Source organism: Pseudomonas gorinensis, assembly GCF_042015035.1.
Lineage (GTDB): Bacteria > Pseudomonadota > Gammaproteobacteria > Pseudomonadales > Pseudomonadaceae > Aquipseudomonas > Aquipseudomonas gorinensis.
Map to the genome: position 1 here is coordinate 5,554,236 of NZ_CP167125.1, position 25,681 is coordinate 5,579,916.

A 25,681-nucleotide genomic window follows, 5' to 3' on the forward strand; every position below is an offset into this window, starting at 1 on the left:
CCCGGCCCTCACACAGAAACGCGAGAGAAACATGGCCGTCCTTCGCCCAGAAGCCCTCGAACAGATCTACGCCCACGCCAGCCGCAGCTACCCCGAGGAATGCTGTGGGTTCGTCTTCGCCGATGGCAGCGTGTACCTGGGCAGCAATATCCAGAATGAGCTGCACCGCAAGAACCCCGAGATGTATCCGCGCAGCGCGGCCAACGGCTACACGTTCTCGGTAGCCGACACCCTGCTGATGAACAAGGCGTTTCGCAGCGACAACCCGGTGGTGGTGATCTACCACTCCCACCCGGACGTCGGCGCCTACTTCAGTGACGAAGACCAGGACAAGGCGCTGTTCCTGGGCGAGCCGATCTACCCCGTCAGCTACCTGGTGGTGGATGTTCGCCGAGGCCAGGCCCTGGGATCAAAGCTGTTTGCCTGGGATGGCAAGCATTTCGCCCTTCAACCCTTCAACGACCTGCACACGGAGTTGTCCATGAACGCTGTCTCTTTCCCCGACATTCTGGTTCGCGTGGCCAAGCTGCCGGAATCGACCCTCGAGGGCGCCGGATCGACATTGCGCGAAGTCATTGAAAGCCTCTGCGACAGCCACCCCCAGCTGCGCACGCACCTGTTTCACGAAAAGAACAACCAGCTCAAGGAGCACTTCCTGTTCACCGCCGAGGAAGCGCTGATCGACGCCGATGACCGGTTGCCGGAAAAGGCCAGGATCGAAGTCCTGCTCGCCACGTCCGGCGGCATGGATGTCGACACCCTGAGTAATGAGGAAGTACAGCGCTACGTGCGCCATATCACCCTGCCCGGCGTTGGGCGCGAAGGCCAGTTGAACCTGAAGAAAGCCAAGGTGCTGATCATCGGCACCGGTGGCCTGGGCTCGCCCATCAGCCTGTACCTGGCGGCGGCCGGCGTCGGCACCCTGGGCCTGGTGGATTTCGATGTGGTGGAAAGCAGCAACCTGCAACGCCAGATCGTGCATGGCAACAGTACCCTCGGCATGCCCAAGGTCGAATCTGCCAAGCAGCGCTTGCAGGACCTCAACCGCCATATCCAGATCAACGCCCACGACACCGCGCTGAATGCCGATAACGCCCTGGAACTGGTGGGTGCCTACGACCTGGTCATTGATGGCACCGACAACTTCGACACCCGCTACCTGGTCAACGATGCCTGCGTGCAACTGGGCAAACCCTTGGTATACGGGGCGATCTACCGTTTCGACGGGCAGATCAGCGTGCTCAACTATAAAGGAGGCCCGTGCTACCGCTGCCTGTTCCCCAAGGCTCCGCCGGCGGAACTGGCGCCCAACTGCAGCGCCGGCGGGGTTATCGGCGTACTGCCGGGCGTGGTTGGGATGATCCAGGCCACCGAAGCCATCAAGCTCTTGATCGGCCTGGGCGAGCCCTTGTCTGGCCGCTTGATGCGCTTCGACGCGCTGGCGATGAAATTCAGCGAAATCCGTTTCAAGCGCCGCGCCGACTGCCCGTGCTGCTCTGACCTGCGCCACAGCGAAACCCAGGCACCGACCGTGTGCGCAGATGCCGTGCCCAGCCAACCGTCCCTGGCCGAAGAGCGCTACATCAAGCCGCGCGTACTCAAGCAGGTACTCGAACACCACAGCAGCGCCGACGTGCTGCTGGATGTGCGCGATGCCAGCGAACTCGAGGTGTGCAAATTACCGGGGGTGGTGCATATCCCCCTGGCCGAGCTGGATGGCCAACTCGGTCGCCTCAGCCGGAACAACACCCATTACCTGATCTGCTACGCCGGCACCCGCGCCGAACAAGCGGCCAGCACACTGCTGGCGGCCGGTTTTGCCAACACCAAAGTCCTGCAAGGTGGCATGAAGCACTGGGTTCGCGATGTCGAACCCGACATGCCTTTGTACTGACCGTCGATTTGGGATGATGAGCTGATGTTGCATAACTCCATACTCGACGCCATCGGCCATACGCCGATCGTGCGCCTGGCGCAGTTTTCCGAAGACCTCGGCATCGAGGTCTACGCCAAGCTGGAATCGCTCAACCCCGGCGGCAGCCACAAGGCGCGCATCGCCCTGGGCATGATCCTCGACGCCGAACGCCGGGGCGTGCTGATCCGCGACTCCGGGCAAACCATCATCGAACCCAGCGGTGGCAACACCGGCATCGGCCTGGTGATGGCGGGCAACGTGCTGGGCTACAAAGTAGTGCTGGTGATCCCGGATAACTACAGCCCCGAAAAACAGAAACTGCTACGCCTCTACGGCGCCAAGGTGGTGCTGTCGGACAGTCGCCTGGGCAACAATTCCCACGGTGAAAAGTGCATGGAACTGCAGCTGGAAAACCCCAGCTACGTGATGCTCAACCAGCAACGCAACGGCGCCAACCCGCAGACCCACCGCGACACCACCGCCCCGGAAATCCTGCGTGCCTTCGCTGACCGGCGTGTCGATTATTTTGTCAGCGGCATCGGTACCGGCGGCCATATCACCGGCATCGGTGAAACCCTCAAGGCCGCCTGGCCGGCCCTGCGCGTGATGGGCGTGGAGCCGGAGGAATGCGACCTGCTGAAAAACCAGCACGCGCCGCACCATATCCAGGGCCTGTCGATCGGGTTGATCCCGAGCATCCTCAACCTGGACGTGATCGACGGCATGCTCAAGGTCTCGCGCCAGGCATGCATCGACATGATGAAACGCATCATGCGCACCGACGCCATCAGCCTGGGCCTGTCCTCAGCCGCCAATATGGTGGCCATCGCCCAACTCGCCCCCGAACTACCGCCCGAAACGGTGGTGTTGACCATGGTCTACGACAATGCCGACAGCTACCTGCCCAGTTTCGAATAACCGGTTTTCCAACCATCCAGAATGCGGGGGTGCCTCCATGAGCGGCTTTATCGACATGCAACAGCTGCACGATGAGTTACTCACCCACCTCATCAAAACCCTCACGCCCACGCAGATGAAGCAGCTGGAACCGCACCTGGCACCGCTGATCCAGAACGCCGCACAGGCGGTAGCCGAGGACCTGATCGCCTATGCCTACCGCGACCCGGCGTCGCGCGGGCGGGGCGAACTGATCCTGGAGTCCTATGCCTCGTTCAAGGCCGTGCTGTTTTATCGGCTTGCCCACCTGGTATGGAATTTCCCCGACCGGACCAACGGCGTGTTTTCGCGCATTGCCCTCAAGCTCAGCAACCAGGGCAAGATCCTTTCCGGCGCGGAGATTCACCCGGCTGCGCGCATCGGCCGGCGCTTTGTGCTGGACCACGGCTACGGCACGGTGATCGGCGAAACCTGCGAAATCGGCAACGACTGCTACATCCTCTGCGGCGTGACCTTGGGCGCCCGCGGCATCGCCAACAACCCGGACGGCAAGCGCCACCCGCGCCTGGGCAACAACGTCGAAGTCGGCTCCGGCGCCCGCGTACTGGGTTATGTGACGATCGGCGACAACGTGTTTATCAGCCCCTCGTGCGTGATTACCCAGGACGTGCCCGCCGGTACCAAGGTCAAAGTGGTGAACCAGATCCAGTTGCAAAAAAACGATGAATCGGACCACAGCAACTACCTCGGTGCCTTCGCCCTCGATGAGCGCCTGCACGTGGTCGGTGAGATCAGTACCAGCCACAAGGTCACCGTACTCGACGCCGACTTCCACCCCCTGCAAGGGCTGATGCTCGAACCCACGGTGAAGGAACGCCATCACCTGCAATTTCGCCTGCATCGCGTCGAAACGGCCGACCACCTGCCGCGCCTGCCATTGAACCTCAAAGTCTGCGGCCCGGAATTCGAAATCACTTTGCTCTCCCCCCCTGGCTTGAGCGCAATGGTGCGCCACTTGCTGCAAGCCAGCCCACTGATCGTCGGAGGATGAACATGTCCGTGCACACCATGGAAACCCTGGCGCTGTTTGACAGCGCGCCCTACCAGAACGCATTCAACGCCCGGGTGATTGCCGTCAGCGAGCACGGCATCGCCCTGGAGCACACGCTGTTCTACCCAACCGGCGGCGGGCAACCGGGTGACACTGGCCACTTCACCCTGGCGGATGGCACGCGCGTCGACATCACCGGTACCGTGCGCGACGCCGAAGCGCGCTCGATCATCTGGCATCAGGTGGAAAATTGCCCCGAGCCATTGGTTGCCGGGGTGCAGGTGGAGGCCAACCTCGATTGGGAACGGCGCTACCAGCACATGAAGATGCACACCTGCCTGCACCTGCTGTGCTCGCTCATCGATGCCCCTGTGACCGGATGCAGCATCAGTGCCGACAAGGGCCGCCTGGATTTCGACCTGCCGGAAATGACGCTGGACAAGGACAGCATCACCCGCGACCTCAACGCGCTGATCGCCCAGGCCCATGAGGTCAAGACCCTCTCGATGCCCGCCACGGAGTACGCCACCCTGCTGCAGATCACCCGCACCCAGGCGGTCGCGCCGCCGGTGATCCAGGGCTCGGTACGCGTGATTGAAATTGGCGGGATCGATATCCAACCGTGCGGCGGCACCCATGTGGCCAACACCGAGGAAATCGGCCGGGTGTTCTGCGAAAAAATCGAGAAGAAGAGCAAACACAACCGCCGCGTGATCCTGCGGTTTGAATAACAGCTGAGCGGCTGGGGTGCTCGCGCCCCAGTCTCAGTTCGTACAGGAAACTGACAGCAAAATTGACGCGCTTGTAACATTCAGAAACGTACAATTCCTCCAGCATCTTCTTGATGCCCCTGACTCATGAACAGCACCCGTGCTGTTCGGTAGGTCATTCGTGCAGCGGCTACGCTCACTCCCATTACGCCCACTCTGAACCTGAACGCTGCAGGACTGACTGCCTATGAACAAAGTGTTCCGTCACTACATCCCGGCGTCCACGCTACGTCTGCTCCCCAATCGCTGGGACCTGGTCGCCCTGCCGTTGGTCATCGGCTTTTTACTGTTTTTTTCCATCACCGCCCGGGAAACCTGGGCCCCCATCGCCACCCTACAAAGCGAAGTCATTTCCCTCGACCCGGCCAACCTGCCGGAATACGCCATGCGCACCACGCTGCGCATGCTCGCGGCAATGGCGGCGGCGCTGGTGTTCACCCTGCTGTACGGCACCCTCGCGGCCAAAAGCCGACGTGCCGAAAAGCTGCTGGTGCCGGTGCTGGACATCCTGCAATCGGTGCCGGTGCTCGGCTATATCTCGTTTACGGTGACGTTCTTCCTGCTGCTGTTTCCCGGGCGCGTGCTCGGCGCGGAGTTCGCCGCGATCTTTGCGATCTTCACCAGCCAGGCCTGGAACATGACGTTCAGTTTCTATCAGTCCCTGCGCATGCTTCCTCATGACCTGGTCGAAGTGTCCACCAACCTGCGGCTGTCCGGCTGGCAGAAGTTCTGGAAACTCGACGTGCCTTTCGCCATGCCGGGGATGGTCTGGAACATGATGATGAGCATGTCAGGCGGCTGGTTCTTCGTGGTTGCCTCCGAGGCCATCACGATCGGCGACAAGACCATTACCCTGCCAGGCGTGGGGTCGTACCTGGCCCTGGCCATCGCCCAGAAAGACCTGCACGCCGTAGGCTATGTGATCCTGGCGATGATCGCGGTGATCCTGATCTACGACCAGTTCCTGTTTCGCCCGCTGGTGGCCTGGGCCGACAAGTTCCGGATGGAAACCACCGCCTCACAAGGCGTCGCCCCGCAATCCTGGGTGTTGAACCTGATCCAGCGCACACGCGTGGTCCAACGTATCCTGCGCCCGATAACCCGTACGATCAGCCGCCTGGGCAACAAACGCTTCGCCTTGCCGCGCGGCACGCTCAAGGCCATGCCCGCGGCCAGTGCCACGAGGTCCAAGGTGATCGACTGGGTATGGGGCTCATTGATCGCCCTGCTGACGGCCTACGCGCTGTACCACATCGTGCGCTATGTCGGCACCGAGGTGACCCTCGCCGAAGTCGGGCATGTGGTGGTACTGGGGCTGATTACCCTGCTGCGTGTCGTGGGGCTGATCCTGATCGCCTCGCTCATCTGGGTACCGCTGGGGGTGATGATCGGCCTACGACCAAAGCTGGCGGAAAAAATCCAGCCACTGGCGCAGTTCCTCGCGGCGTTCCCGGCCAACCTGCTGTTTCCGGTCTTTGTCATTGTGATCCTGCACTTCCACCTCAACCCGGACATCTGGCTGAGCCCACTGATCGTGCTCGGCACCCAGTGGTACATCCTGTTCAACGTGATCGCCGGCGCCAGTGCCTTTCCCAATGACTATAAGGAAGCCGCCGCCAACTTCCGCATTCGCGGCTGGCTGTGGTGGCGCAAGGTAATGTTGCCGGGCATCTTCCCGTACTACGTCACCGGCGCCATTACCGCCTCGGGCGGGGCATGGAACGCCAGCATCGTTTCCGAGTACGTATCCTGGGGCCAGGACAACGTGGTCGCCCATGGCCTGGGCGCCTATATCGCACAGACCACCGCGGCCGGCGACTTCCCGAAGATCGCCCTGGGCGTGGTGGTGATGTCGATCTTTGTGGTGGCTTTCAACCGCGCGGTCTGGCGACCGATGTACGCCATGGCTGAAAACAAACTCCGCTTGAACTGATGGGATTCGCTGTGATGACTACCCGCCCCGAACATGCTGCCGACACCCCGGAAATCTACTCGCTGAAAAACGTGAACCGGGTGTTCGGCAAAGGTAAGGATGAACTGCAAGTCCTCAGCGGTGTGGACCTGAGCCTGCACGAAGGCGAAATCGTCGGCATGCTCGGCCGCTCCGGCTCCGGTAAATCCACGCTGCTGCGCATCATCGCCGGGCTGATCCAGCCGTCATCGGGTGAAGTGCGCTACCACGGCGTACCGCTGACCGGCCCGGCCGAAGGCGTGGCCATGGTGTTCCAGACGTTTGCGCTGTTCCCCTGGCTGACCGTGCTGGAAAACGTGGAGGCCGGCCTGCAAGCCTTGCAAGTCGAACGCAAGGAAAGCCGCAGGCGCGCGCTGGCGGCGATTGACCTGATTGGCCTGGACGGTTTTGAAAACGCCTACCCACGCGAGTTGTCTGGCGGTATGCGCCAACGCGTGGGCTTCGCCCGTGGCCTGGTGGTCAACCCGACCTTGTTGCTGATGGACGAACCGTTCTCGGCGCTGGATGTGCTCACCGCCGAAACCCTGCGCAACGACCTGCTGGATTTGTGGAGCGGCAAACAACTGCCGATCAAGTCAATCCTGATCGTGACGCACAACATCGAAGAGGCGGTGCTGATGTGCGACCGCATCCTGGTGCTGTCGTCCAACCCCGGCCGCGTGGTCGCCGAGATCAAAGTGCCGTTCGCGCACCCGCGCAATCGGCTGGACCCCACCTTCCGCCAAATGGTCGACGACATCTACGCCCTGATGACCGACAGGCGCAGCGCCGATGCGAGCCGGGGCATACCCGAGCTGAAAATGGGTAGCCTGCTGCCGGAAGTGTCCACCAACCTGATGGCCGGCCTGATCGAAACCCTGGCCGCCGAACCCTACAACGGTCATGCCGGTTTGCCGACCGTCGCCGAACGGCGCTTGCTGGAAGTGGACGACCTGTTCCCGGTGGCGGAGATGCTTGAACATTTGGGTTTCGCCGAACTCAAGGGCGCCGACATCACGCTTACCGATGCTGGCAAGCTGTTCGCCAACTACGGCACCCAGGAACGCAAAACCCTGTTCGCCGAGCATTTGATTCAACACGTGCCGTTGGCCGCGCGCATTCACCAGGTGCTGCTGGAGCGCAGCGGGCATCGGGCGCCACGGGTGCGCTTCGAACAGGAGTTGGAAGACTCGATGACGGAAGCGTTCGTGGAGAAAACCCTGGAAAGCGTGGTGGCCTGGGGGCGGTATGCGGAGATTTTCTCCTATGACGACCATACCGAGACGTTCAGCCTGGATGATGTCGAAGGCAGTATGTAACTTTCAACTCCAGCACAATTCCAAATGTGGGAGGGGCGGTGCGACGATTCGACTTGCCCCCGATAGCAGTGTGTCAGCCAATACATCGGGGGCTGACATACCGCCATCGGGGGCAAGCCCCCTCCCACATTTGATCTCCTGTGTTAGTGGGATCTCCTGTGTTTTTTAGATCACGAACAGGTCCACGAACCGATTGACCGGTGTCGCTTCAAGCAACGCCTGGTCTTTGCACAATGCAAAAATCTCCGCGCTGCGCTGCGCGGTAAACCGCGTGGCCAGGTTGGCCTTGAACTTGTCTTCCAGCAACGGAATGCCGTCTGCGCGGCGACGGCGATGGCCAATCGGGTACTCCACCGCCACCTGCTCGGTGTGGGTGCCATCAGTGAAGAACACCTGCACCGCATTGGCAATGGAGCGCTTGTCGGCCTCCAGGTATTCGCGGCTGTAGCGCGGGTCTTCGACGATGACCATTTTGTCGCGCAGTTCGTCGATGATCGGGTGGGCTGCGTGGAACTCATCTTCGTACTGCTCGGCCACCAGGTTGCCGAACGCCAGGGGCACCGCGGTCATGTATTGCAGGCAATGGTCGCGGTCGGCGGCGTTGGCCAGTGGGCCGACCTTGGAGATGATGCGAATCGCCGACTCATGGGTGGTGATCACGATGCGCTCGATCTGATGCAGGCGATCCTTGACCTGCGGGTGCAAGGTCACCGCCGCTTCGCAGGCGGTTTGCGCATGGAACTCGGCAGGGAAGCTGATCTTGAACAGCACGTTTTCCATCACATAAGTGCCGTAGGGCTGCGACAGGCTGAAGACGCGCTTGTCTTCGGGCTTGAGCGCCAAGTCCTTGTTGGTGTGGCTGAACAACACGTCGTAGAACCCCCACTGCGGCGCGCTCAGCACCCCGGGAATGCCCATCTCACCGCGCATGGCGATGTCCGCCAGGCGTACACCACGACTCGACGCATCTCCCGCCGCCCAGGATTTACGCGAACCGGCGTTGGGCGCATGGCGGTAAGTGCGCAAGGCCTGGCCGTCGACGAAGGCGTGGGACAGCGCTGCCAGCAGTTGTTCACGGTTGGCCCCCATCAGCTTGGCGGTGACCGCCGTGGAGGCGACTTTCACCAGCAGCACATGGTCGAGGCCGACGCGGTTGAAGGAGTTTTCCAAGGCAATCACGCCCTGGATTTCGTGGGCCATGATCATTGCGTCCAGCACCGCGCGCAGGGTCAGCGGTGCCTCACCATTGGCCACGCGCTTTTGCGAAAGATGATCGGCCACGGCGAGGATGCCGCCGAGGTTATCCGAGGGGTGCCCCCATTCGGCGGCGAGCCAGGTGTCGTTGTAGTCGAGCCAGCGCACGAGGCAACCGATGTCCCAGGCGGCCTTGACCGGATCCAGGCGGAACGACGTGCCCGGTACCCGCGCGCCGAACGGCACCACCGTGCCTTCGACGATGGGCCCCAGGTGCTTGGTGCACTCCGGGAAACGCAAGGCCAGCAGACCGCAGCCGAGGGTGTCCATCAGGCAATTGCGCGCGGTGTCCAGGGCGGCCGGGGAGTCGATGCGGTAGTTGAGGACGTAGTCGGCAATGTCCTGCAAAACCTGGTCGTAATCGGGGCGGTTGTTCTGGTCGACGTTGGTGCTCATGGCAGTACTCCGAAAATGGGTTGGGGTCAGTCCTCGGGCTTACGGTTAGCGAAAGCAGGTCTTGGGTGCCTGCCTTTTGGAATAGAGATCCCCCTGTGGGAGGGGGCAAGCCCCCTCCCACATTGGAAGTGTGCAGGGTTTTAGAACGCGTCGCCTGGGATGCGCACGAAACCTTCCATCAGCACCCGGGCACTGCGGCTCATGATGGCTTTCTTCACCACCCATTCGCCGTTCACCTGGGTGGCTTCAGCGCCGACGCGCAACGTGCCGGACGGATGCCCGAAGCGCACGGCATTACGCTCGATGCCGCCCGCGGCGAGGTTGACCAAGGTCCCGGAAATCGCCGCTGCCGTGCCAATCGCCACCGCTGCGGTGCCCATCATGGCGTGGTGCAGCTTGCCCATGGACAGGGCGCGCACCAACAGGTCCACATCGCCGGCCTTGATCGCCTTGCCGCTGGACGCCACGTAATCGGCAGGCTTAGCCACAAACGCCACCTTCGGCGTGTGCTGGCGCTGGGCGGCTTCGTCCAGGTGCTTGATCAGGCCCATGCGCAACGCGCCGTAGGCGCGCACCGTCTCGAACATCGCCAGGGCCTTGGGGTCGCTGTTGATCGCGCCCTGCAGCTCGGTGCCGGTGTAGCCAAGGTCTTCGGCGTTGATGAAAATCGTCGGGATGCCCGCGTTGATCAGCGTCGCCTTGAAGGTGCCGACACCCGGCACCTCCAGCTCGTCGACCAGGTTGCCGGTGGGAAACATCGAACCGCCGCCGCCCTCTTCTTCCGCCGCCGGGTCCATGAACTCCAGCTGCACTTCGGCGGCCGGGAAGGTCACGCCATCGAGCTCGAAATCACCGGTCTCCTGCACCGCGCCGTCGGTGATCGGCACATGGGCAATGATGGTCTTGCCGATATTGGCCTGCCACACCCGCACCACGGCAATGCCGTTGTGCGGTATGCGCGCCGGGTCGACCAGCCCGGCGCTGATAGCGAACGAGCCCACCGCCGCCGACAGGTTGCCGCAGTTGCCGCTCCAGTCGACAAAGGGCTTGTCGATGGAGACCTGGCCAAACAGGTAGTCCACGTCGTGATCGGCACGGGTGCTCTTGGCGAGAATCACGGTCTTGCTGGTGCTCGACGTGGCACCGCCCATGCCATCGATCTGCTTGTCATAGGGGTCGGGGCTGCCGATCACCCGCAACAGCAAAGCATCGCGGGCGGCACCCGGCACCTGCGCCGATTCGGGCAGGTCCTGGAGCCTGAAAAACACGCCCTTGCTGGTACCGCCACGCATATAGGTGGCGGGGATCTTGATTTGCGCTACGTGTGCCATGGTTATCCTCTTCAGACGGTCGCCGCCGATTCCAGGAAGTCTTGGGCAAAACGTTGCAACACGCCGCCCGCCTCGTAGATCGACACTTCTTCGGCGGTGTCCAGGCGGCAGGTCACCGGCACTTCGACACGTTCGCCATTCTTGCGATTGATCACCAGGGTCAACTGCGCGCGCGGGGTGCGCTCGCCGACCACGTCATAGGTTTCGCTGCCGTCGATGTGCAGGGTGTGGCGGTCGGTGCCCGGCAGGAACTCCAGCGGCAACACGCCCATGCCCACCAGGTTGGTGCGGTGGATGCGCTCGAAGCCTTCGGCGGCAATCGCTTCCACGCCAGCCAGGCGTACGCCCTTGGCCGCCCAGTCGCGGGACGAGCCCTGGCCGTAGTCGGCGCCGGCAATGATGATCAGCGGCTGCTTGCGCTCCATGTAGGTTTCGATGGCTTCCCACATGCGCGTGACCTTGCCTTCCGGCTCGATGCGCGCCAGGGAACCCTGTTTGACCTTGCCGTTCTCGACGACCATCTCGTTGAACAGTTTCGGGTTGGCAAACGTGGCGCGCTGCGCGGTCAGGTGGTCGCCACGGTGGGTCGCGTAGGAGTTGAAGTCGACCTCCGGCAGGCCCATTTTCGCCAGGTATTCGCCTGCGGCGCTGTCGAGCATGATCGCGTTGGACGGCGACAGGTGGTCCGTGGTGATGTTGTCCGGCAGCACGGCCAGCGGGCGCATGCCCTTGAGTGGCCGCGCCCCGGCCAGTGCGCCTTCCCAGTACGGCGGACGGCGGATATAGGTGCTTTGCGGGCGCCAGTCATACAGCGGCGCGACTTTCGGGCCGGTGTCTTCGTGGATCGCGAACATCGGGATGTACACCGCGCGGAACTGCTCCGGCTTGACCGAGGCCTTGACCACTGCGTCGATCTCTTCGTCAGTCGGCCAGATGTCCTGCAGGCGGATTTCCTTACCATTGGCATCGAGGCCCAGCACGTCCTTCTCGATATCGAAACGGATGGTGCCGGCAATCGCATAGGCCACCACCAGCGGCGGCGAAGCCAGGAACGCTTGCTTGGCGTACGGGTGGATACGCCCGTCGAAGTTGCGGTTGCCCGAAAGCACGGCGGTGGCGTACAGGTCGCGGTCGATGATTTCCTGCTGGATCACCGGGTCCAGTGCGCCAGACATGCCGTTGCAGGTGGTGCAGGCAAAGGCCACCACGCCGAAACCGAGTTTTTCCAGCTCATGGCCCAGGCCCGCGTCTTCGAGGTACATGGCCACGGTTTTCGAACCCGGTGCCAGGGACGACTTGACCCACGGCTTGCGTTTCAGCCCCAGCTTGTTGGCGTTGCGCGCCAGGAGGCCGGCGGCGATCACGTTGCGCGGGTTGCTGGTGTTGGTGCAGCTGGTAATGGCAGCGATGATCACCGCGCCGTCAGGCATTTGCCCCGGAACTTCATCCCACTGGCCGGAAATGCCCTTGGCGGCCAGGTCACGCGTGGCGACACGGGCGTGGGGGTTGCTCGGGCCGGCCATGTTGCGCACGACGCTGGACAGGTCGAAGGTCAGGCCGCGCTCGTATTTCGCGCTCTTGAGGTCGTCCGCCCACAGGCCGGTATGACGCGCGTACTGCTCGACCAGGGTGACCTGTTCGTCTTCGCGGCCGGTGAGTTTCAGGTAGGCGATGGTCTGCTGGTCGATGTAGAACATCGCCGCTGTCGCACCGTATTCCGGGGCCATGTTGGAGATGGTCGCGCGGTCGCCCAACGTCAGTTTCGATGCGCCTTCGCCGAAGAACTCCAACCAGGCACCGACCACTTTCTGTTGGCGCAGGAACTCGGTCAGCGCCAGCACCATGTCGGTGGCGGTGATGCCGGGTTGCAGCTTGCCCGTCAGCTCCACGCCGACGCTTTCCGGCAGGCGCATCCACGAGGCGCGGCCAAGCATGACGCTTTCGGCTTCGAGGCCGCCGACGCCGATGGCGATCACGCCCAGCGCATCCACATGCGGGGTGTGACTGTCGGTACCGACACAGGTATCGGGGAAGGCCACACCGTCACGCACCTGGATCACCGGGGACATTTTCTCCAGGTTGATCTGGTGCATGATGCCGTTGCCCGGCGGGATCACGTCGACGTTCTTGAAGGCTTTTTTGGTCCACTCGATAAAGTGGAAACGGTCTTCGTTGCGACGGTCTTCGATGGCGCGGTTTTTCTCGAACGCGTCCGGGTCGAAACCACCGGCTTCAACGGCCAGGGAGTGGTCGACGATCAGTTGCGTCGGCACCACCGGGTTGACCTGGGCCGGGTCGCCGCCTTGCAGGGCGATGGCATCGCGCAGGCCGGCGAGGTCGACCAGGGCGGTCTGGCCAAGGATGTCGTGGCATACCACGCGTGCCGGGAACCATGGGAAGTCGAGGTCGCGCTTGCGCTCGATCAGTTGGCTCAGGGACGCGTTGAGGGTGGCAGGGTCGCAGCGGCGCACCAGGTTTTCCGCGAGCACGCGTGAGGTGTAGGGCAAGGTGGCGTAGGCGCCTGGGCGGATGGCATCGACCGCCGCGCGGGCGTCGAAATAATCCAGGCGGCTGCCGGGGAGCGGTTTGCGGAATTCAGTGTTCATCGTCAGGACTCGGTCACGGTATAGGTTGCTGCGGGAACCTGCCTCCTGTAGGAGCGAGCTTGCTCGCGAAGGTCGTCAACGATAATGCGGGCATACTGAATGATCGCGATGCCTTGACGTTTTTCGCGAGCAAGCTCGCTCCTACAGAGAGCAGGATTACACCTGCAATTCAGCGACGTTCGATTGGCACGAACTTGCGCTGTTCAACGCCGATGTACTCGGCGCTTGGACGGATGATGCGGTTGTTGGCGCGCTGTTCGAACACGTGGGCGGCCCAGCCGGTCAGGCGCGAGCACACGAAGATCGGCGTGAACAGCTTGGTCGGGATGCCCATGAAGTGGTACGCCGAGGCATGGTAGAAGTCGGCGTTGGGGAACAGTTTCTTTTGTTCCCACATGGTCTTGTCGATAGCTTCGGACACTGGGAACAACACCGTGTCGCCCACTTCGTCTGCGAGCTTTTTCGACCAGCCCTTGATCACTTCATTGCGCGGGTCGCTGTCTTTGTAGATCGCGTGGCCGAAGCCCATGATCTTGTCCTTGCGCGCCAGCATGCCGAGGGTGCCTTCGACTGCTTCCTCTGCCGAGCCGAAACGCTCGATCATTTCCATCGCCGCTTCGTTGGCGCCGCCGTGAAGCGGGCCGCGCAGCGAGCCAATCGCAGCGGTGACGCAGGAATACAGGTCGGACAGGGTCGACGCACACACCCGCGCGGTAAAGGTCGAGGCATTGAATTCGTGTTCGGCGTAGAGGATCAGCGACACGTTCATCACCTTGACGTGCAGCTCGCTCGGTTTTTTGCCATGCAGCAGGTGCAGGAAGTGGCCGCCGATGCTGGGCTCGTCGGTCACGCAGTCGATGCGCTTGCCGTCGTGGCTGAAGCGGTACCAGTAGCACATGATCGCCGGGAAGGCGGCGAGCAGGCGGTCGGTGACGTCGCGTTGCACGCTGAAGTCTTGCTCGGGCTCGATATTGCCGAGGAACGAGCAACCGGTGCGCATCACGTCCATCGGGTGGGCGTCGGCGGGGATGCGCTCCAGGACTTCCTTGAGCGCTTGCGGCAGGTCGCGCAGCTTGCTCAGCCTGGCGCTGTAGGCGGCCAGTTCGGTCTTGGTCGGCAGTTCGCCGTAGAGCAGCAGGTAGGCCACTTCTTCAAACTGCGCATCGGCCGCCAGTTCGCGCACGTCGTAGCCGCGATAGGTCAGGCCGGCACCGGCCTGCCCCACGGTGGACAACGCCGTCTGCCCGGCAACCTGGCCACGCAGGCCGGCGCCACTCAGTACTTTTGCTTCAGCCATGTCTGTTCTCCAATCTTGTATTTAATCTTGTATTTATAGAGAGGCGCGTTCGTTACTTCTTCGCGGCGAACAGCGCGTCGAGCTTCTGCTCGAAGGTGTGGTAGTCGATGCGATCGTAAAGCTCCATGCGGGTTTGCATGGTGTCGATCACGTTCTGTTGGGTGCCGTCGCGACGGATCGCGGTGTAGACGTTCTCGGCGGCCTTGTTCATGGCGCGGAAGGCCGAGAGCGGGTACAGCACGATGGAAACATCGGCAGATTTCAACTGTTCGACGGTGTACAGCGGCGTTGCGCCGAACTCGGTAATGTTAGCCAGGATCGGCGCTTTCACCCGGGATGCGAACAGCTTGTACATCTCCAGTTCAGTGATGGCTTCCGGGAACACCATGTCGGCGCCCGCCTCGATGCAGGCGGCGGCACGCTCCAGCGCCGACTCCAGGCCCTCGACCGCCAGGGCATCGGTACGCGCCATGATCACGAAGCTGTCATCGGTGCGCGCATCCACGGCGGCCTTGATGCGGTCGACCATTTCCTGCTGGGACACGATTTCTTTGTTCGGACGATGCCCGCAACGCTTGGCGCCGACCTGGTCCTCGATGTGGATGGCGGCAGCGCCGAACTTGATCATCGACTTGACGGTACGCGCCACGTTGAACGCCGAGGAGCCGAAGCCAGTGTCCACGTCCACCAGCAAGGGCAGGTCGCACACGTCGGTGATGCGGCGCACGTCGGTCAGCACGTCATCCAGGCCGGTAATGCCCAGGTCCGGTACGCCCAGGGAGCCGGCAGCCACCCCGCCACCCGACAGGTAGATCGCCTTGAAGCCCGCGCGCTTGGCCAGCAGCGCATGGTTGGCGTTGATTGCGCCGACCACTTGCAAGGGCTGTTCGCTGGCAACCGCGTCACGGAAACGCTGGCCTGGAGTGGTGTTGTTATTGGAACTCATGACTCACCTCGCTGAGTGGCTGTCTGGGGAGCGCCGTCGGGAAAATGACGGGCGATATTGCGTTTGGATGCACCGATATGGCGGCGCATCAACAGTTCGGCCAGTTCACCGTCGCGATCGGCAATCGCGTCAAGAATGCGGTGATGCTCGGCAAAAGCCTGGCGTGGACGATTGGGGGTGGCGGAGAACTGGATGCGGTACATGCGCACCAACTGGTACAGCTCGCCGCAGAGCATTTGGGTCAGGGTGCGGTTACCGGCACCTTGAATGATCCGGTAGTGAAAATCGAAGTCGCCTTCCTGCTGGTAGTAGCCCAGGCCGGCCTGGAACGCCTCGTCGCGTTCATGGGTGTGCAGCACCTGGCGCAGCTCTTCGATTTCCGCATCGGTCATGCGCTCGGCAGCCAGGCGGCAGGCCATGCCTTCGAGGGACTCGCGGATCTCATAGAGTTCGATCAGCTCGGCGTGGCTCAACGACACCACTCGCGCGCCCACATGGGGTACGCGCACCAGCAGGCGCTGGCCTTCCAGGCGGTGGATCGCCTCACGCAGCGGGCCGCGACTGATGCCGTAGGTGCGCGCCAGCTCTGGCTCGGAGATCTTGCTGCCGGGGGCGATCTCGCCCTTGACGATGGCGGCCTGGATACGGCGGAAGACGTTTTCCGACATCGTCTGGGATTCGTCCGAGGGCACCACCGGGGCTTCCGCTTGCTCGAGCATATTGTCGACACCTTTAAAAGCAATGTGGCAAAAACTAGCCAATCAGCCCCAGATAGTCAAAGAATAAATGCACATTGTCGACAATCGTCTAATAACCAGCCCCGCACGCGCTTGGGGCATGGCCGCCTGCCAGCGCTGGCGTCAGAAAAGCATCATGTTAGAATGCCCGCCGCTTTTGCCTGACATCACTGGATGAAACGGCGCACGAGGGAGCTTGCGCAGCAATGCCAGTCGCCTTGAATTGAACATCGCACTGCACCGCCTCAGGATCTATGAGACTCAAGCCCTTCCTTCTGATATGCCTATTGTTCGTACCGGGACTTATGCCGGGGCTAAGCGTTGCCGCCGAAAAGACCGTGTATGGCCTCAACGAATACGCCAAGCTCGCCGGTATCGACCTGGAAGTCGCGGCCAAGCTCGACACCGGCGCCAAGACCGCCTCGCTCAGCGCCCGCGATATCAAGCGTTTCAAGCGCAACGGTGAATCCTGGGTACGCTTCTACCTGGCGATCGACGCCGCCCATTCCCACCCCATCGAACGCCCCCTGGCCCGCGTCAGCAAGATCAAGCGTCGCGCCGGTGACTACGATCCCGATGAGGACAAGAACTACACCGCCCGTCCGGTGATTGCCCTGGATATCTGCATGGGCAGCGCTTTACGCAGCATCGAAGTGAACTTGACTGACCGCAGCGCCTTCCAATACCCACTGCTGATCGGCTCCGAAGCCTTGAAACGCTTTGATGCGCTGGTCGACCCCAGTCTTAAATACGCAGCAGGCAAACCCGCCTGCGCCGCCGACGCTCATACCGCCGAGTAAACCGAATGCGCTCTCTCACCCTGCACCTGAAAATCCTCATCACCCTCTTGGTGGTGCTCGGTATTTCGGTCACCGCCTACCAGATCTTCGTGCTGGGCATTCCTGTTACCGAGGACGCCACCGACGACTTGTGGAACATCGACGCCAAGGTCGAGTTCGTCGCCAACCCGAAAGACCCGGTGAAGATCCAGATGTTCGTGCCGCCCCTGAGCCGCGACTTCGTCAGCCTCAATGAGAGTTTCATCTCGAACAACTACGGGGTGAGCGTCAACCGCATCGATGGCAACCGCAAGGTCACCTGGTCGGCACGCCGCGCCAAGGGCAACCAGACCCTGTATTACCGCCTGGTGCTGACCAAGCGCTACAGCGGCGAGAAGGTCAAGATCAAGGGCCCGACCTTCCGCGACAGCATTGCCGTGGAAGGCCCGGAGAAAATCGCCGCCGAAGCCCTGCTGGCGCCGATCCGCCAGCACTCGGCCGACGTCGAGACCTTTATTACCGAAGCGATCAAGCGCACCAACAACCTCAACGACGACAACGTCAAGCTGCTGCTGGGCGGCGACCCGTCGACGCCGCACAAGGCCAAGATCGTCGAGCTGCTGCTGTCCATCGCCCACGTACCGGTGGAAAAGGTCCACACCATCCGCCTGGTCGCCGACCAGCCGCAAACCCCGGAACTGTGGCTGCGCAGCTTCAATGGCAATGACTGGCTGTACTTCAACCCGGAGACCGGCGAACAGGGCCTGCCCGCCGACCGCCTGCTGTGGTGGACCGGCGATGAAAACCTGATCACCGTCGATGGCGGCAAGAAAGCCGTGGTCACCTTCAGCCTGAACAACAGCGAAATGAACGCGATTCGCCTGGCCAAGCTGACCGACGAAAATACCGACGCCAACTTCCTCGAATACTCGCTGTATGGCCTGCCGCTGCAAACCCAGCAAACCTTCATGATCATGGTGATGATCCCGATCGGCGTGCTGGTGATCCTGATCCTGCGCAACCTGATCGGCCTGCAGACCCTGGGCACGTTCACCCCGGTGCTGATCGCGCTGGCGTTCCGCGAGACGCAGCTGGGCTTCGGGATTGTGCTGTTCACGATTATCACGGCATTGGGCTTGTCCCTGAGGTCGTACCTGGAACACTTGAAGCTGCAAATGCTGCCCAGGTTGTCGGTGGTGCTGACCTTCGTGGTGGTGCTGATCGCCGCCATCAGCCTGTTCAGCCATAAACTGGGCCTGGAGCGCGGTTTGTCGGTGGCGCTGTTCCCGATGGTGATCCTGACCATGACCATCGAACGCCTGTCGATCACCTGGGAAGAACGCGGCGCCAGCCATGCGATGAAAGTCGCGATCGGCACGCTGTTCGCCGCCTCCCTGGCACACATCATCATGAGCGTGCCGGAGCTGATTTACTTCGTATTCACCTTCCCGGCGATCCTGTTGATCCTGGTGGGCTTCATGCTGGCCATGGGTCGCTATCGCGGCTACCGCCTGACCGAACTGGTGCGGTTCAAGGCCTTCCTCAAGGCTGATTCGTAATGTTCGGCTTCTGGAAGACCTGGAAGGCCCTGGAAGCGCGAGGGATCATGGGCATCAACCGGCGTAACGCCGACTACGTGCTCAAGTACAACAAGCGCAGCCTGTACCCGATCGTGGATGACAAGATCATCACCAAGGAACGGGCCATGGCGGCCGGCATCCATGTGCCGGAAATGTACGGGGTGATTTCCACCGAGAAGGAAATCGACAAGCTCGACGCGATCATCGGTGGGCGCAGCGACTTCGTGATCAAGCCGGCCCAGGGCGCCGGCGGCGACGGCATCCTGGTCGTCGCCGACCGTTTTGAAGGGCGCTACCGCACAGTGTCCGGCAAGATCATCAGCCATGAGGAAATCGAGCACCAGATTTCCAGCATCCTCACCGGCCTGTACTCCTTGGGTGGCCATCGTGACCGCGCGCTGATCGAGTACCGCGTGGTCCCCGACCAGATTTTCAAGAGCATCAGCTACGAAGGCGTGCCGGATATCCGCATCATCGTCTTGATGGGCTACCCGGTGATGGCCATGTTGCGCTTGCCGACGCGTCAGTCCGGCGGCAAGGCCAACCTGCACCAGGGCGCGATTGGCGTGGGTGTCGACCTCGCCACCGGCCTGACCCTGCGCGGTACCTGGCTGAACAACATCATCACCAAACACCCCGACACCACCAACGCGGTGGACGGCGTGCAACTGCCCAACTGGGACGGCTTCATGAAGCTCGCGGCCGGCTGCTACGAGCTGTGCGGGCTGGGTTATATCGGCGTGGACATGGTGCTGGACCAGGAGAAAGGCCCGCTGATCCTCGAACTGAACGCACGGCCGGGGCTGAATATCCAGATCGCCAACGACTGCGGCCTGACCCTGCGCACCCATGCCGTGGAGGCGCGCCTGGAAGCGCTGAAAGCGGCCGGTGTGACGGAAACCCCGGAAGAGCGGGTGGCGTTCGTACAGGAAATGTTCGGGCATATTCCGCCCGTCGAAGGCTGACGCGGCCTTACATCTGTCTATCCCCGACATCCCCCCTAGGAGCAAATCCTACGGGGGACTACAATCCCCTCCCCCACGCCAACAGCTGATCCACCCCCGCATGTCGACCTGCTCCGTACACCCGCTGCCCTACCGGGCCAACCCCGCCGAGTATTTTGCGGCGATTCGCCATGCGCCAGGCGCAGTCCTGCTGGACAGCGGCAGGCCCGTGGCCGAGCGCGGGCGTTATGACCTGCTCAGCGCCTGGCCGCAAGTGACACTAACGGTATCGCCTGGTGAAAGCGGCGCAGACTTCCTGCAGCGCCTGCGGGAAAGCCTGACCCAGCTGGGTGAAGCGAGCATACCCGCTGGCTTGGAACTCCCGTTTGCTGGCGGCCTGATCGGCTACCTGAGCTACGACTTCGGCCGCCACCTGGAACAGATGCCGCACCTGGCCGCAGACGATTTGCACCTGCCGGATGCGCGTTTTGGCCTGTATGCCTGGGCGCTGATCAGTGATCACCAGGCGCGGACCAGCCAGTTGGTGTTTCACCCGGCGCTGGCAGTCAGCGAGCGGCAACGGTTGATCGCGGTGTTCAGTCATGGCGTTGTCGACGGAGCAGCCACGTTCAAGCTCCTGGGCCCCATGGCCCCTGACCTGACCGCCGAGGCATATCGCCAGGCGATCGTACGCATTCAGGATTACATCCAGGCCGGTGACTGCTACCAGGTCAACTTTGCCCAACGCTTTCGCGCACCGTGCCTCGGCGATCCGTGGGCGGCCTATTGCGCCCTGCGCGAAGCCTGCCCGACGCCGTTTTCCGGGTTCCAGAGCCTGCCGGATGATGGCGCGGTGCTGAGCCTGTCGCCGGAACGGTTCGTGCGTATCAGCCAGCGCCAGGTCGAAACCCGCCCGATCAAAGGCACTCGCCCTCGTGGCTTGACCCCCGAAGCAGACGCGGCGAATGCCGCCGAACTGCTGGCCAGCCCCAAGGACCGCGCCGAAAACCTGATGATCGTCGACCTGCTGCGCAACGACCTCGGCCGCACCTGCCGCACCGGATCGGTAAGCGTGCCGGAGCTGTTCAGCCTGGAAAGCTACCCCAACGTGCACCATCTGGTCAGTAGCGTCATCGGTGAATTGGCCGACGACAAAGATGCCTTGGACCTGATCGCCGGCAGCTTCCCCGGTGGCTCCATCACCGGCGCACCGAAGATCCGCGCGATGCAGATCATCGACGAACTGGAGCCGACGCGGCGCGGCTTGTATTGCGGTTCGCTGGTGTACCTGGATGTGCGCGGCGAAATGGACAGCTCCATCGCCATTCGCAGCTTGCTGGTCAAGGATGGTCAGGTGTGCTGCTGGGGCGGCGGCGGGATCGTCGCGGATTCGCAGTGGCAGGCGGAGTATCAGGAGTCGCTGACCAAGGTGCGGGTGTTGTTACAAACACTGGAAAGCCTGTAGCGCGCAGTTCCTTCCTGGCTCTCAGACGCAGAGCCGGGCAGTAGAAAAAACCTGAATCAGACCCGCAGTAGACGCAGTTGAACGTCGGAGGATAGCGTCCGGCGTCAACCGTCCACCCGCCGTCTGTGAAGGATCACATGAAGCGACTGCCTACCCTTCAGGAAATATTTCCGAGATTGCATCTCCTCTCAATCGCACCTACCATCTCCCAAATTGGGAGGTTGCAGCGATGCGGATAATCGCTCTATCGACCTTACGAATATTCTGGGAAAACCAACCCGCCTATATCGATGCAAAAGCGCCGCTTATTGAATTGTATCGGCATATGGAAAAGGCAATTTACCCGACGCCACAAGCACTCAAGGCAGAGCTCAGGACCGCGAGCATTCTCAAAGGTGGCAGGGTTGTATTCAACGTGGGCGGCAACAAATATCGAGTGATCATGGCGATCGATTACCAGCGACAGCTTGGGTTCATACGGTTCGTAGGAACTCATGCGCAATACGATCAGATCAATGCGGAGACCGTATGATGAACATCAAACCGATACATTCCCGAGAGGACCTGACCACTGCGCTTGCGCGCGTGGAGCAGATATGGGGAGCGCAACCAGGCTCGCCAGAGGGTGATGAGCTGGAAGTCCTCGCAATACTCATCGAAAAATACGAGACGCAGCACTATCCCATCCCCCCGTCGGACCCGGTGGAAGCGATTAAATTTCGCATGGAACAGCTAGGCATGACGGCCCGGGATCTTGAGCCTTTCATCGGGACGAGCGGACGTGTATCCGAAGTGCTGAATCACAAGCGCAAGCTGAGCTTGTCGATGATCAAGCGACTGCATGAAGGCTTGAGTATTCCTTATGAGCGATTGCTTGCAGAGGGCTGACAGGAACATAGGCAGTGGCTTTACCCGTCCCATCAGCCCGGCCGAAAAAATTAAAGGCTCAACAGCCGATTCGAAGCCTTGATGAACTCTTTCTTCAAATCTTCAAACGTATGCACCGCGGGGAATTGCGGGAATTCGCGGATCACATTCTCTGGCGCATGGAACAGAATCCCACGGTCGGCCTCACCCAGCATGCTGGTGTCGTTGTAGGAATCGCCGGCCGCGATCACGCGGTAGTACAGGCTCTTGAACGACAGTACCGACTGGCGCTTGGGGTCTTTCTGGCGCAGCTGGTAGCTGATCACACGGTCGCTGTCGTCGGTGATCAGGCGGTGGCACAGCAAGGTCGGAAAGCCCAACTGGCGCATCAACGGCTGGGAAAATTCGTAGAAGGTGTCGGACAGGATCACTACCTGGAAGCGCTCGCGCAGCCAGTTGACGAACTCGATGGCGCCTTCCAGCGGCTTGAGCGTGGCGATCACTTCCTGGATATCGGCCAGCTTGAGCCCGTGTTCATCGAGGATGCGCAGGCGTTGCTTCATCAGCACGTCGTAGTCGGGAATGTCCCGGGTGGTCGCCCGCAGGGATTCAATACCGGTTTTTTCAGCGAAGGCGATCCAGATTTCCGGAACCAGCACCCCTTCCAGGTCAAGACAGGCAATTTCCACAAGACACTCCTAGTTATATTGTTCAAGTCGAGCGAGCAAAAGGACTGCCGAACTCTAGCGATTCAAGCCCGCCGCCGCAACGCGGGACGGATTTTGATACCATCGCTCCCCTATAGAGCGCTCAGCGCCATTGACCTGTAGGAACCGTCCTGATGAACCAAGCCTTCGATGTCGTTGAACTCGCCGCGACTTATGCCAACAAGTCTGCCCAGGACATTCTCAAGCTGGCGTTCAGCCAGTTCGGTGATGACCTGTGGATTTCCTTCAGCGGTGCCGAGGATGTGGTGCTGGTGGACATGGCCTGGAAGCTGAACAAGAACGTCAAGGTGTTCAGCCTCGACACCGGCCGCCTGCACCCGGAGACCTACCGGTTTATCGAGCAGGTGCGCGAGTTCTACAAGATCGATATCGAACTGATCTCGCCGGACCAGAGCAAGCTGGAACCCTTCGTCAAAGAAAAAGGCCTGTTCAGCTTCTACAAGGACGGCCATGGCGAATGCTGCGGTGTCCGCAAGATCGAACCGCTACGCCGCAAACTCTCCGACGTGCGCGCCTGGGCCACCGGCCAGCGCCGCGACCAGAGCCCCGGCACCCGCAGCCAGGTGGCGGCGCTGGAAATCGACAGCGCCTTCTCCACCCCGGAACGCACCCTGTACAAGTTCAACCCGCTGGCGCAGATGACCAGCGAAGAGATCTGGGGGTACATCCGCATGCTGGAGCTGCCGTACAACAGCCTGCATGAGCGCGGGTTTATCAGCATCGGGTGTGAACCGTGCACCCGCCCTGTACTGCCGAACCAGCATGAGCGTGAAGGCCGCTGGTGGTGGGAGGAAGCCACGCAGAAGGAGTGCGGGCTGCACGCTGGGAATATCATCAGCAAGGCTTGAAGTTGATGCTGTAAAAAAATGCCCCCGATTGCGATGGATCAGTCAGCTCAATGGTTACTGACACTCCGCTATCGGGGGCAAGTCGAATCGTCGCACCGCCCCTCCCACATTTGGTTTGTGTTGAGCGTTAGAAATGTACACATACATGTAACCATTGGTGCCATTTATGTGTGCAATTTCTCTTCATGCGCACCATAACGTAACACCTCCCCCCTCCCCTCGGTTGGTCTGGCGAATCGCACGCTGACAACGCAAAAATAAATAGCTGTTCAATCGGTCAATTTATATTTCTTCAAATTCAGCCAGTTATTTAACTCACCTATAAAAACGAAATTAGCCAGGGCTTTCATAGATCCAAAACTGGCACGCATGTGGCTTAAGTGTAAATACGCTTTGTATACAATAAATACAAAACCTACATACACTTTGCAGTCTGCAGCTTCCCTGCAGATGTGCTGGAGCCTGCCGGAATGCGTACAAGTCTCTCGAACAACATCGCACTGGATCTGCCCTCCTCCGCCCTGAACCCCGAGGCTGCCGGCCCCGGCCCGCTGGTGCTCAGCCCGCGCCTGCACAACAAAGACCTGGCACCCACCAAGGTCGAAGGCCGACGCTGGGGGCGCTACAGCATCTTTGCGCTGTGGACCAACGACGTGCACAACATTGCCAACTATTCATTCGCCATCGGCTTATATGCGTTGGGCCTGGGTGGCTGGCAGATTTTGTTATCCCTGGGGATAGGCGCGGCGCTGGTGTACTTCTTCATGAACTTGTCGGGGTATATGGGCCAAAAGACCGGCGTGCCGTTTCCCGTGATCAGCCGCATCAGTTTCGGCATTCACGGGGCGCAGATTCCGGCGTTGATCCGGGCGGTGATCGCGATTGCCTGGTTTGGTATCCAGACCTACCTCGCATCGGTGGTTTTCCGCGTATTGCTGACGGCGATTCATCCGGGGTTCGGCGACTATGACCACAATTCGATCCTGGGTTTGTCGAGCCTGGGCTGGGTGTGCTTTGTGACCATCTGGTTCGTGCAACTGGTGATACTGGCCTACGGCATGGAAACGGTGCGTCGCTACGAAGGCTTCGCCGGGCCGGTCATTTTGCTGACCGTCGCGTCGCTGGCCGGGTGGATGTACTTCCAGGCCGACGGCCACATTGCATGGTCGATCCGCGAACCGCTGAGCGGCGGTGAGATGTGGCGCAATATCTTTGCCGGTGGTGCGCTGTGGCTGGCGATCTACGGCACGTTGATCCTCAACTTCTGCGACTTCGCGCGCTCGTCGCCGTGCCGCAAGACCATCCAGGTCGGCAACTTCTGGGGCCTGCCCGTGAATATCCTGGTGTTCGCCGCGATTACCGTGCTGCTCTGCGGCGGGCAGTTCCAGCTCAACGGCCAGGTGATCGAGAGCCCCACCGAAATCATCGCAGCCATCCCCAATACCTTCTTCCTGGTGCTGGGCTGCCTGGCGTTCCTGATCGTCACCGTGGCGGTGAACATCATGGCCAACTTCGTCGCGCCGGCTTTTGTGCTGAGCAACCTGGCGCCCAAGTACCTGAACTTCCGCCGCGCCGGTTTGATCAGCGCCGCCGTGGCGGTACTGATCCTGCCGTGGAATCTCTACAACAGCCCGTTGGTGATCGTGTATTTCCTTTCCGGCCTGGGCGCGCTGCTGGGGCCGTTGTACGGGGTGATCATGGTCGATTACTGGCTGATTCGGAAAAGCCAGGTGGACGTGCCGCAGCTGTATAGCGAAGACCCGAATGGCGTTTATTACTACAGCCGTGGCGTGAATATGCGCGCGGTAGCAGCGTTCATTCCTGCGGCGGTGATCGCCATCCTGCTGGCGCTGCTGCCGGGCTTTGCCAGCGTCTCGCCGTTTTCCTGGCTGTTTGGCGCCGGTATTGCAGGGTTGCTCTACCGGGTGATCGCCAAGCGCCAGCCGTTCTATGCCGATGTCAGCGGTGAAAGCATTGCAGTCGATAACGTCAGTCATTAA

General features: G+C 61.4%; 21 protein-coding genes. 14 read left to right on the forward strand and 7 right to left on the reverse strand.

Annotated features, from left to right (window positions below; genetic code table 11):
- Positions 1–31: 31 nt before the first annotated feature.
- The 6 genes from moeB to AB7933_RS25105 all read left to right on the forward strand — a co-directional run bounded on the left by moeB (position 32) and on the right by AB7933_RS25105 (position 7,903).
- Positions 32–1,894 (forward strand): molybdopterin-synthase adenylyltransferase MoeB, encoded by a 1,863-nt coding sequence (gene moeB, locus AB7933_RS25080; protein ID WP_024076881.1) that lies wholly within the window; start codon positions 32–34, stop codon positions 1,892–1,894.
- Positions 1,895–1,918: 24 nt separating this feature from the next.
- Positions 1,919–2,833, forward strand: coding sequence for a PLP-dependent cysteine synthase family protein (locus AB7933_RS25085; protein ID WP_024076882.1), 915 nt, complete (start codon positions 1,919–1,921; stop codon positions 2,831–2,833).
- Between the two features lie 37 nt (positions 2,834–2,870).
- On the forward strand, positions 2,871–3,863 hold the full coding sequence (locus AB7933_RS25090) for a serine O-acetyltransferase (RefSeq protein WP_024076883.1): 993 nt from the start codon (positions 2,871–2,873) through the stop codon (positions 3,861–3,863).
- A gap of 2 nt (positions 3,864–3,865) precedes the next feature.
- Complete coding sequence (locus AB7933_RS25095) at positions 3,866–4,594, forward strand: alanyl-tRNA editing protein (protein WP_041160998.1); 729 nt, start codon at positions 3,866–3,868, stop codon at positions 4,592–4,594.
- 226 nt (positions 4,595–4,820) lie between these two features.
- A complete protein-coding gene (locus AB7933_RS25100; RefSeq protein WP_024076885.1) occupies positions 4,821–6,566 on the forward strand; it encodes an ABC transporter permease in 1,746 nt (581 codons plus the stop codon).
- A gap of 14 nt (positions 6,567–6,580) precedes the next feature.
- Positions 6,581–7,903, forward strand: coding sequence for an AAA-associated domain-containing protein (locus AB7933_RS25105; RefSeq protein WP_041161281.1), 1,323 nt, complete (start codon positions 6,581–6,583; stop codon positions 7,901–7,903).
- Positions 7,904–8,068: 165 nt separating this feature from the next.
- Here the strand turns inward: AB7933_RS25105 and prpD are convergent, their stop codons facing one another.
- The 6 genes from prpD to AB7933_RS25135 form a co-directional block, all read right to left on the reverse strand.
- Complete coding sequence (gene prpD / locus AB7933_RS25110) at positions 8,069–9,553, reverse strand: 2-methylcitrate dehydratase (RefSeq protein ID WP_024076887.1); 1,485 nt, start codon at positions 9,551–9,553, stop codon at positions 8,069–8,071.
- Positions 9,554–9,693: 140 nt separating this feature from the next.
- Positions 9,694–10,884 carry a 2-methylaconitate cis-trans isomerase PrpF gene (gene prpF, locus AB7933_RS25115; protein ID WP_024076888.1) on the reverse strand — a complete coding sequence of 397 codons (1,191 nt, stop codon included), beginning with the start codon at positions 10,882–10,884 and terminating at the stop codon, positions 9,694–9,696.
- A gap of 11 nt (positions 10,885–10,895) precedes the next feature.
- On the reverse strand, positions 10,896–13,490 hold the full coding sequence (acnD, locus tag AB7933_RS25120) for a Fe/S-dependent 2-methylisocitrate dehydratase AcnD (protein ID WP_024076889.1): 2,595 nt from the start codon (positions 13,488–13,490) through the stop codon (positions 10,896–10,898).
- A 169-nt stretch (positions 13,491–13,659) separates the two neighbouring features.
- Positions 13,660–14,787, reverse strand: coding sequence for a bifunctional 2-methylcitrate synthase/citrate synthase (gene prpC / locus AB7933_RS25125; protein WP_024076890.1), 1,128 nt, complete (start codon positions 14,785–14,787; stop codon positions 13,660–13,662).
- Between the two features lie 52 nt (positions 14,788–14,839).
- Positions 14,840–15,733 (reverse strand): methylisocitrate lyase, encoded by an 894-nt coding sequence (prpB, locus tag AB7933_RS25130; protein ID WP_024076891.1) that lies wholly within the window; start codon positions 15,731–15,733, stop codon positions 14,840–14,842.
- Positions 15,730–16,452, reverse strand: coding sequence for a GntR family transcriptional regulator (locus AB7933_RS25135; protein WP_024076892.1), 723 nt, complete (start codon positions 16,450–16,452; stop codon positions 15,730–15,732). Before AB7933_RS25135 ends, prpB begins: the two co-directional genes overlap by 4 nt.
- 272 nt (positions 16,453–16,724) lie before the next feature.
- Between AB7933_RS25135 and AB7933_RS25140 the strand changes: the two genes are divergently transcribed.
- The 6 genes from AB7933_RS25140 to AB7933_RS25165 all read left to right on the forward strand — a co-directional run bounded on the left by AB7933_RS25140 (position 16,725) and on the right by AB7933_RS25165 (position 22,126).
- Positions 16,725–17,270: an ATP-dependent zinc protease gene (locus AB7933_RS25140; RefSeq protein WP_024076893.1), complete on the forward strand. Its 546-nt coding sequence runs from the start codon at positions 16,725–16,727 to the stop codon at positions 17,268–17,270.
- Between the two features lie 5 nt (positions 17,271–17,275).
- Positions 17,276–18,808 carry an inactive transglutaminase family protein gene (locus AB7933_RS25145; RefSeq protein ID WP_024076894.1) on the forward strand — a complete coding sequence of 511 codons (1,533 nt, stop codon included), beginning with the start codon at positions 17,276–17,278 and terminating at the stop codon, positions 18,806–18,808.
- Positions 18,808–19,794: an alpha-L-glutamate ligase-like protein gene (locus tag AB7933_RS25150; RefSeq protein ID WP_024076895.1), complete on the forward strand. Its 987-nt coding sequence runs from the start codon at positions 18,808–18,810 to the stop codon at positions 19,792–19,794. The genes AB7933_RS25145 and AB7933_RS25150 overlap by 1 nt, the downstream gene beginning before the upstream one ends.
- A gap of 100 nt (positions 19,795–19,894) precedes the next feature.
- Entirely contained in the window at positions 19,895–21,238 is a 1,344-nt protein-coding gene (gene pabB / locus AB7933_RS25155; RefSeq protein WP_024076896.1) for an aminodeoxychorismate synthase component I, read from the forward strand.
- A gap of 229 nt (positions 21,239–21,467) precedes the next feature.
- Positions 21,468–21,770 (forward strand): type II toxin-antitoxin system HigB family toxin, encoded by a 303-nt coding sequence (locus AB7933_RS25160; RefSeq protein WP_024076897.1) that lies wholly within the window; start codon positions 21,468–21,470, stop codon positions 21,768–21,770.
- A complete protein-coding gene (locus tag AB7933_RS25165; protein ID WP_041161282.1) occupies positions 21,770–22,126 on the forward strand; it encodes a helix-turn-helix domain-containing protein in 357 nt (118 codons plus the stop codon). Before AB7933_RS25160 ends, AB7933_RS25165 begins: the two co-directional genes overlap by 1 nt.
- Before the next feature lie 50 nt (positions 22,127–22,176).
- Here AB7933_RS25165 and thrH read toward each other — a convergent pair whose 3' ends face one another.
- Positions 22,177–22,794 carry a bifunctional phosphoserine phosphatase/homoserine phosphotransferase ThrH gene (thrH, locus tag AB7933_RS25170; protein WP_024076899.1) on the reverse strand — a complete coding sequence of 206 codons (618 nt, stop codon included), beginning with the start codon at positions 22,792–22,794 and terminating at the stop codon, positions 22,177–22,179.
- A gap of 152 nt (positions 22,795–22,946) precedes the next feature.
- Between thrH and AB7933_RS25175 the strand changes: the two genes are divergently transcribed.
- Together AB7933_RS25175 and AB7933_RS25180 are read left to right on the forward strand one after the other, a co-directional pair.
- The gene (locus AB7933_RS25175; protein WP_024076900.1) at positions 22,947–23,681 is read left to right on the forward strand and encodes a phosphoadenylyl-sulfate reductase; all 735 of its coding nucleotides are present in this window, start codon (positions 22,947–22,949) and stop codon (positions 23,679–23,681) included.
- A gap of 470 nt (positions 23,682–24,151) precedes the next feature.
- Positions 24,152–25,681 (forward strand): NCS1 family nucleobase:cation symporter-1, encoded by a 1,530-nt coding sequence (locus tag AB7933_RS25180; RefSeq protein ID WP_024076901.1) that lies wholly within the window; start codon positions 24,152–24,154, stop codon positions 25,679–25,681.

Bases quoted from the DNA above. Each gene is read 5' to 3' on its own strand.
- acnD (WP_024076889.1), bottom strand. From the start codon at position 13,490: ATGAACACTGAATTCCGCAAACCGCTCCCCGGCAGCCGCCTGGATTAT.
- pabB (WP_024076896.1), top strand. From the start codon at position 19,895: ATGTCGACCTGCTCCGTACACCCGCTGCCCTACCGGGCCAACCCCGCC.
- AB7933_RS25165 (WP_041161282.1), top strand. From the start codon at position 21,770: ATGAACATCAAACCGATACATTCCCGAGAGGACCTGACCACTGCGCTT.
- prpC (WP_024076890.1), bottom strand. From the start codon at position 14,787: ATGGCTGAAGCAAAAGTACTGAGTGGCGCCGGCCTGCGTGGCCAGGTT.
- AB7933_RS25180 (WP_024076901.1), top strand. From the start codon at position 24,152: ATGCGTACAAGTCTCTCGAACAACATCGCACTGGATCTGCCCTCCTCC.
- AB7933_RS25085 (WP_024076882.1), top strand. From the start codon at position 1,919: ATGTTGCATAACTCCATACTCGACGCCATCGGCCATACGCCGATCGTG.
- AB7933_RS25175 (WP_024076900.1), top strand. From the start codon at position 22,947: ATGAACCAAGCCTTCGATGTCGTTGAACTCGCCGCGACTTATGCCAAC.
- AB7933_RS25150 (WP_024076895.1), top strand. From the start codon at position 18,808: ATGTTCGGCTTCTGGAAGACCTGGAAGGCCCTGGAAGCGCGAGGGATC.
- AB7933_RS25090 (WP_024076883.1), top strand. From the start codon at position 2,871: ATGAGCGGCTTTATCGACATGCAACAGCTGCACGATGAGTTACTCACC.
- AB7933_RS25160 (WP_024076897.1), top strand. From the start codon at position 21,468: ATGCGGATAATCGCTCTATCGACCTTACGAATATTCTGGGAAAACCAA.
- AB7933_RS25095 (WP_041160998.1), top strand. From the start codon at position 3,866: ATGTCCGTGCACACCATGGAAACCCTGGCGCTGTTTGACAGCGCGCCC.
- AB7933_RS25140 (WP_024076893.1), top strand. From the start codon at position 16,725: ATGAGACTCAAGCCCTTCCTTCTGATATGCCTATTGTTCGTACCGGGA.
- AB7933_RS25105 (WP_041161281.1), top strand. From the start codon at position 6,581: ATGACTACCCGCCCCGAACATGCTGCCGACACCCCGGAAATCTACTCG.
- prpD (WP_024076887.1), bottom strand. From the start codon at position 9,553: ATGAGCACCAACGTCGACCAGAACAACCGCCCCGATTACGACCAGGTT.
- AB7933_RS25145 (WP_024076894.1), top strand. From the start codon at position 17,276: ATGCGCTCTCTCACCCTGCACCTGAAAATCCTCATCACCCTCTTGGTG.
- prpB (WP_024076891.1), bottom strand. From the start codon at position 15,733: ATGAGTTCCAATAACAACACCACTCCAGGCCAGCGTTTCCGTGACGCG.
- prpF (WP_024076888.1), bottom strand. From the start codon at position 10,884: ATGGCACACGTAGCGCAAATCAAGATCCCCGCCACCTATATGCGTGGC.
- AB7933_RS25100 (WP_024076885.1), top strand. From the start codon at position 4,821: ATGAACAAAGTGTTCCGTCACTACATCCCGGCGTCCACGCTACGTCTG.
- moeB (WP_024076881.1), top strand. From the start codon at position 32: ATGGCCGTCCTTCGCCCAGAAGCCCTCGAACAGATCTACGCCCACGCC.
- AB7933_RS25135 (WP_024076892.1), bottom strand. From the start codon at position 16,452: ATGCTCGAGCAAGCGGAAGCCCCGGTGGTGCCCTCGGACGAATCCCAG.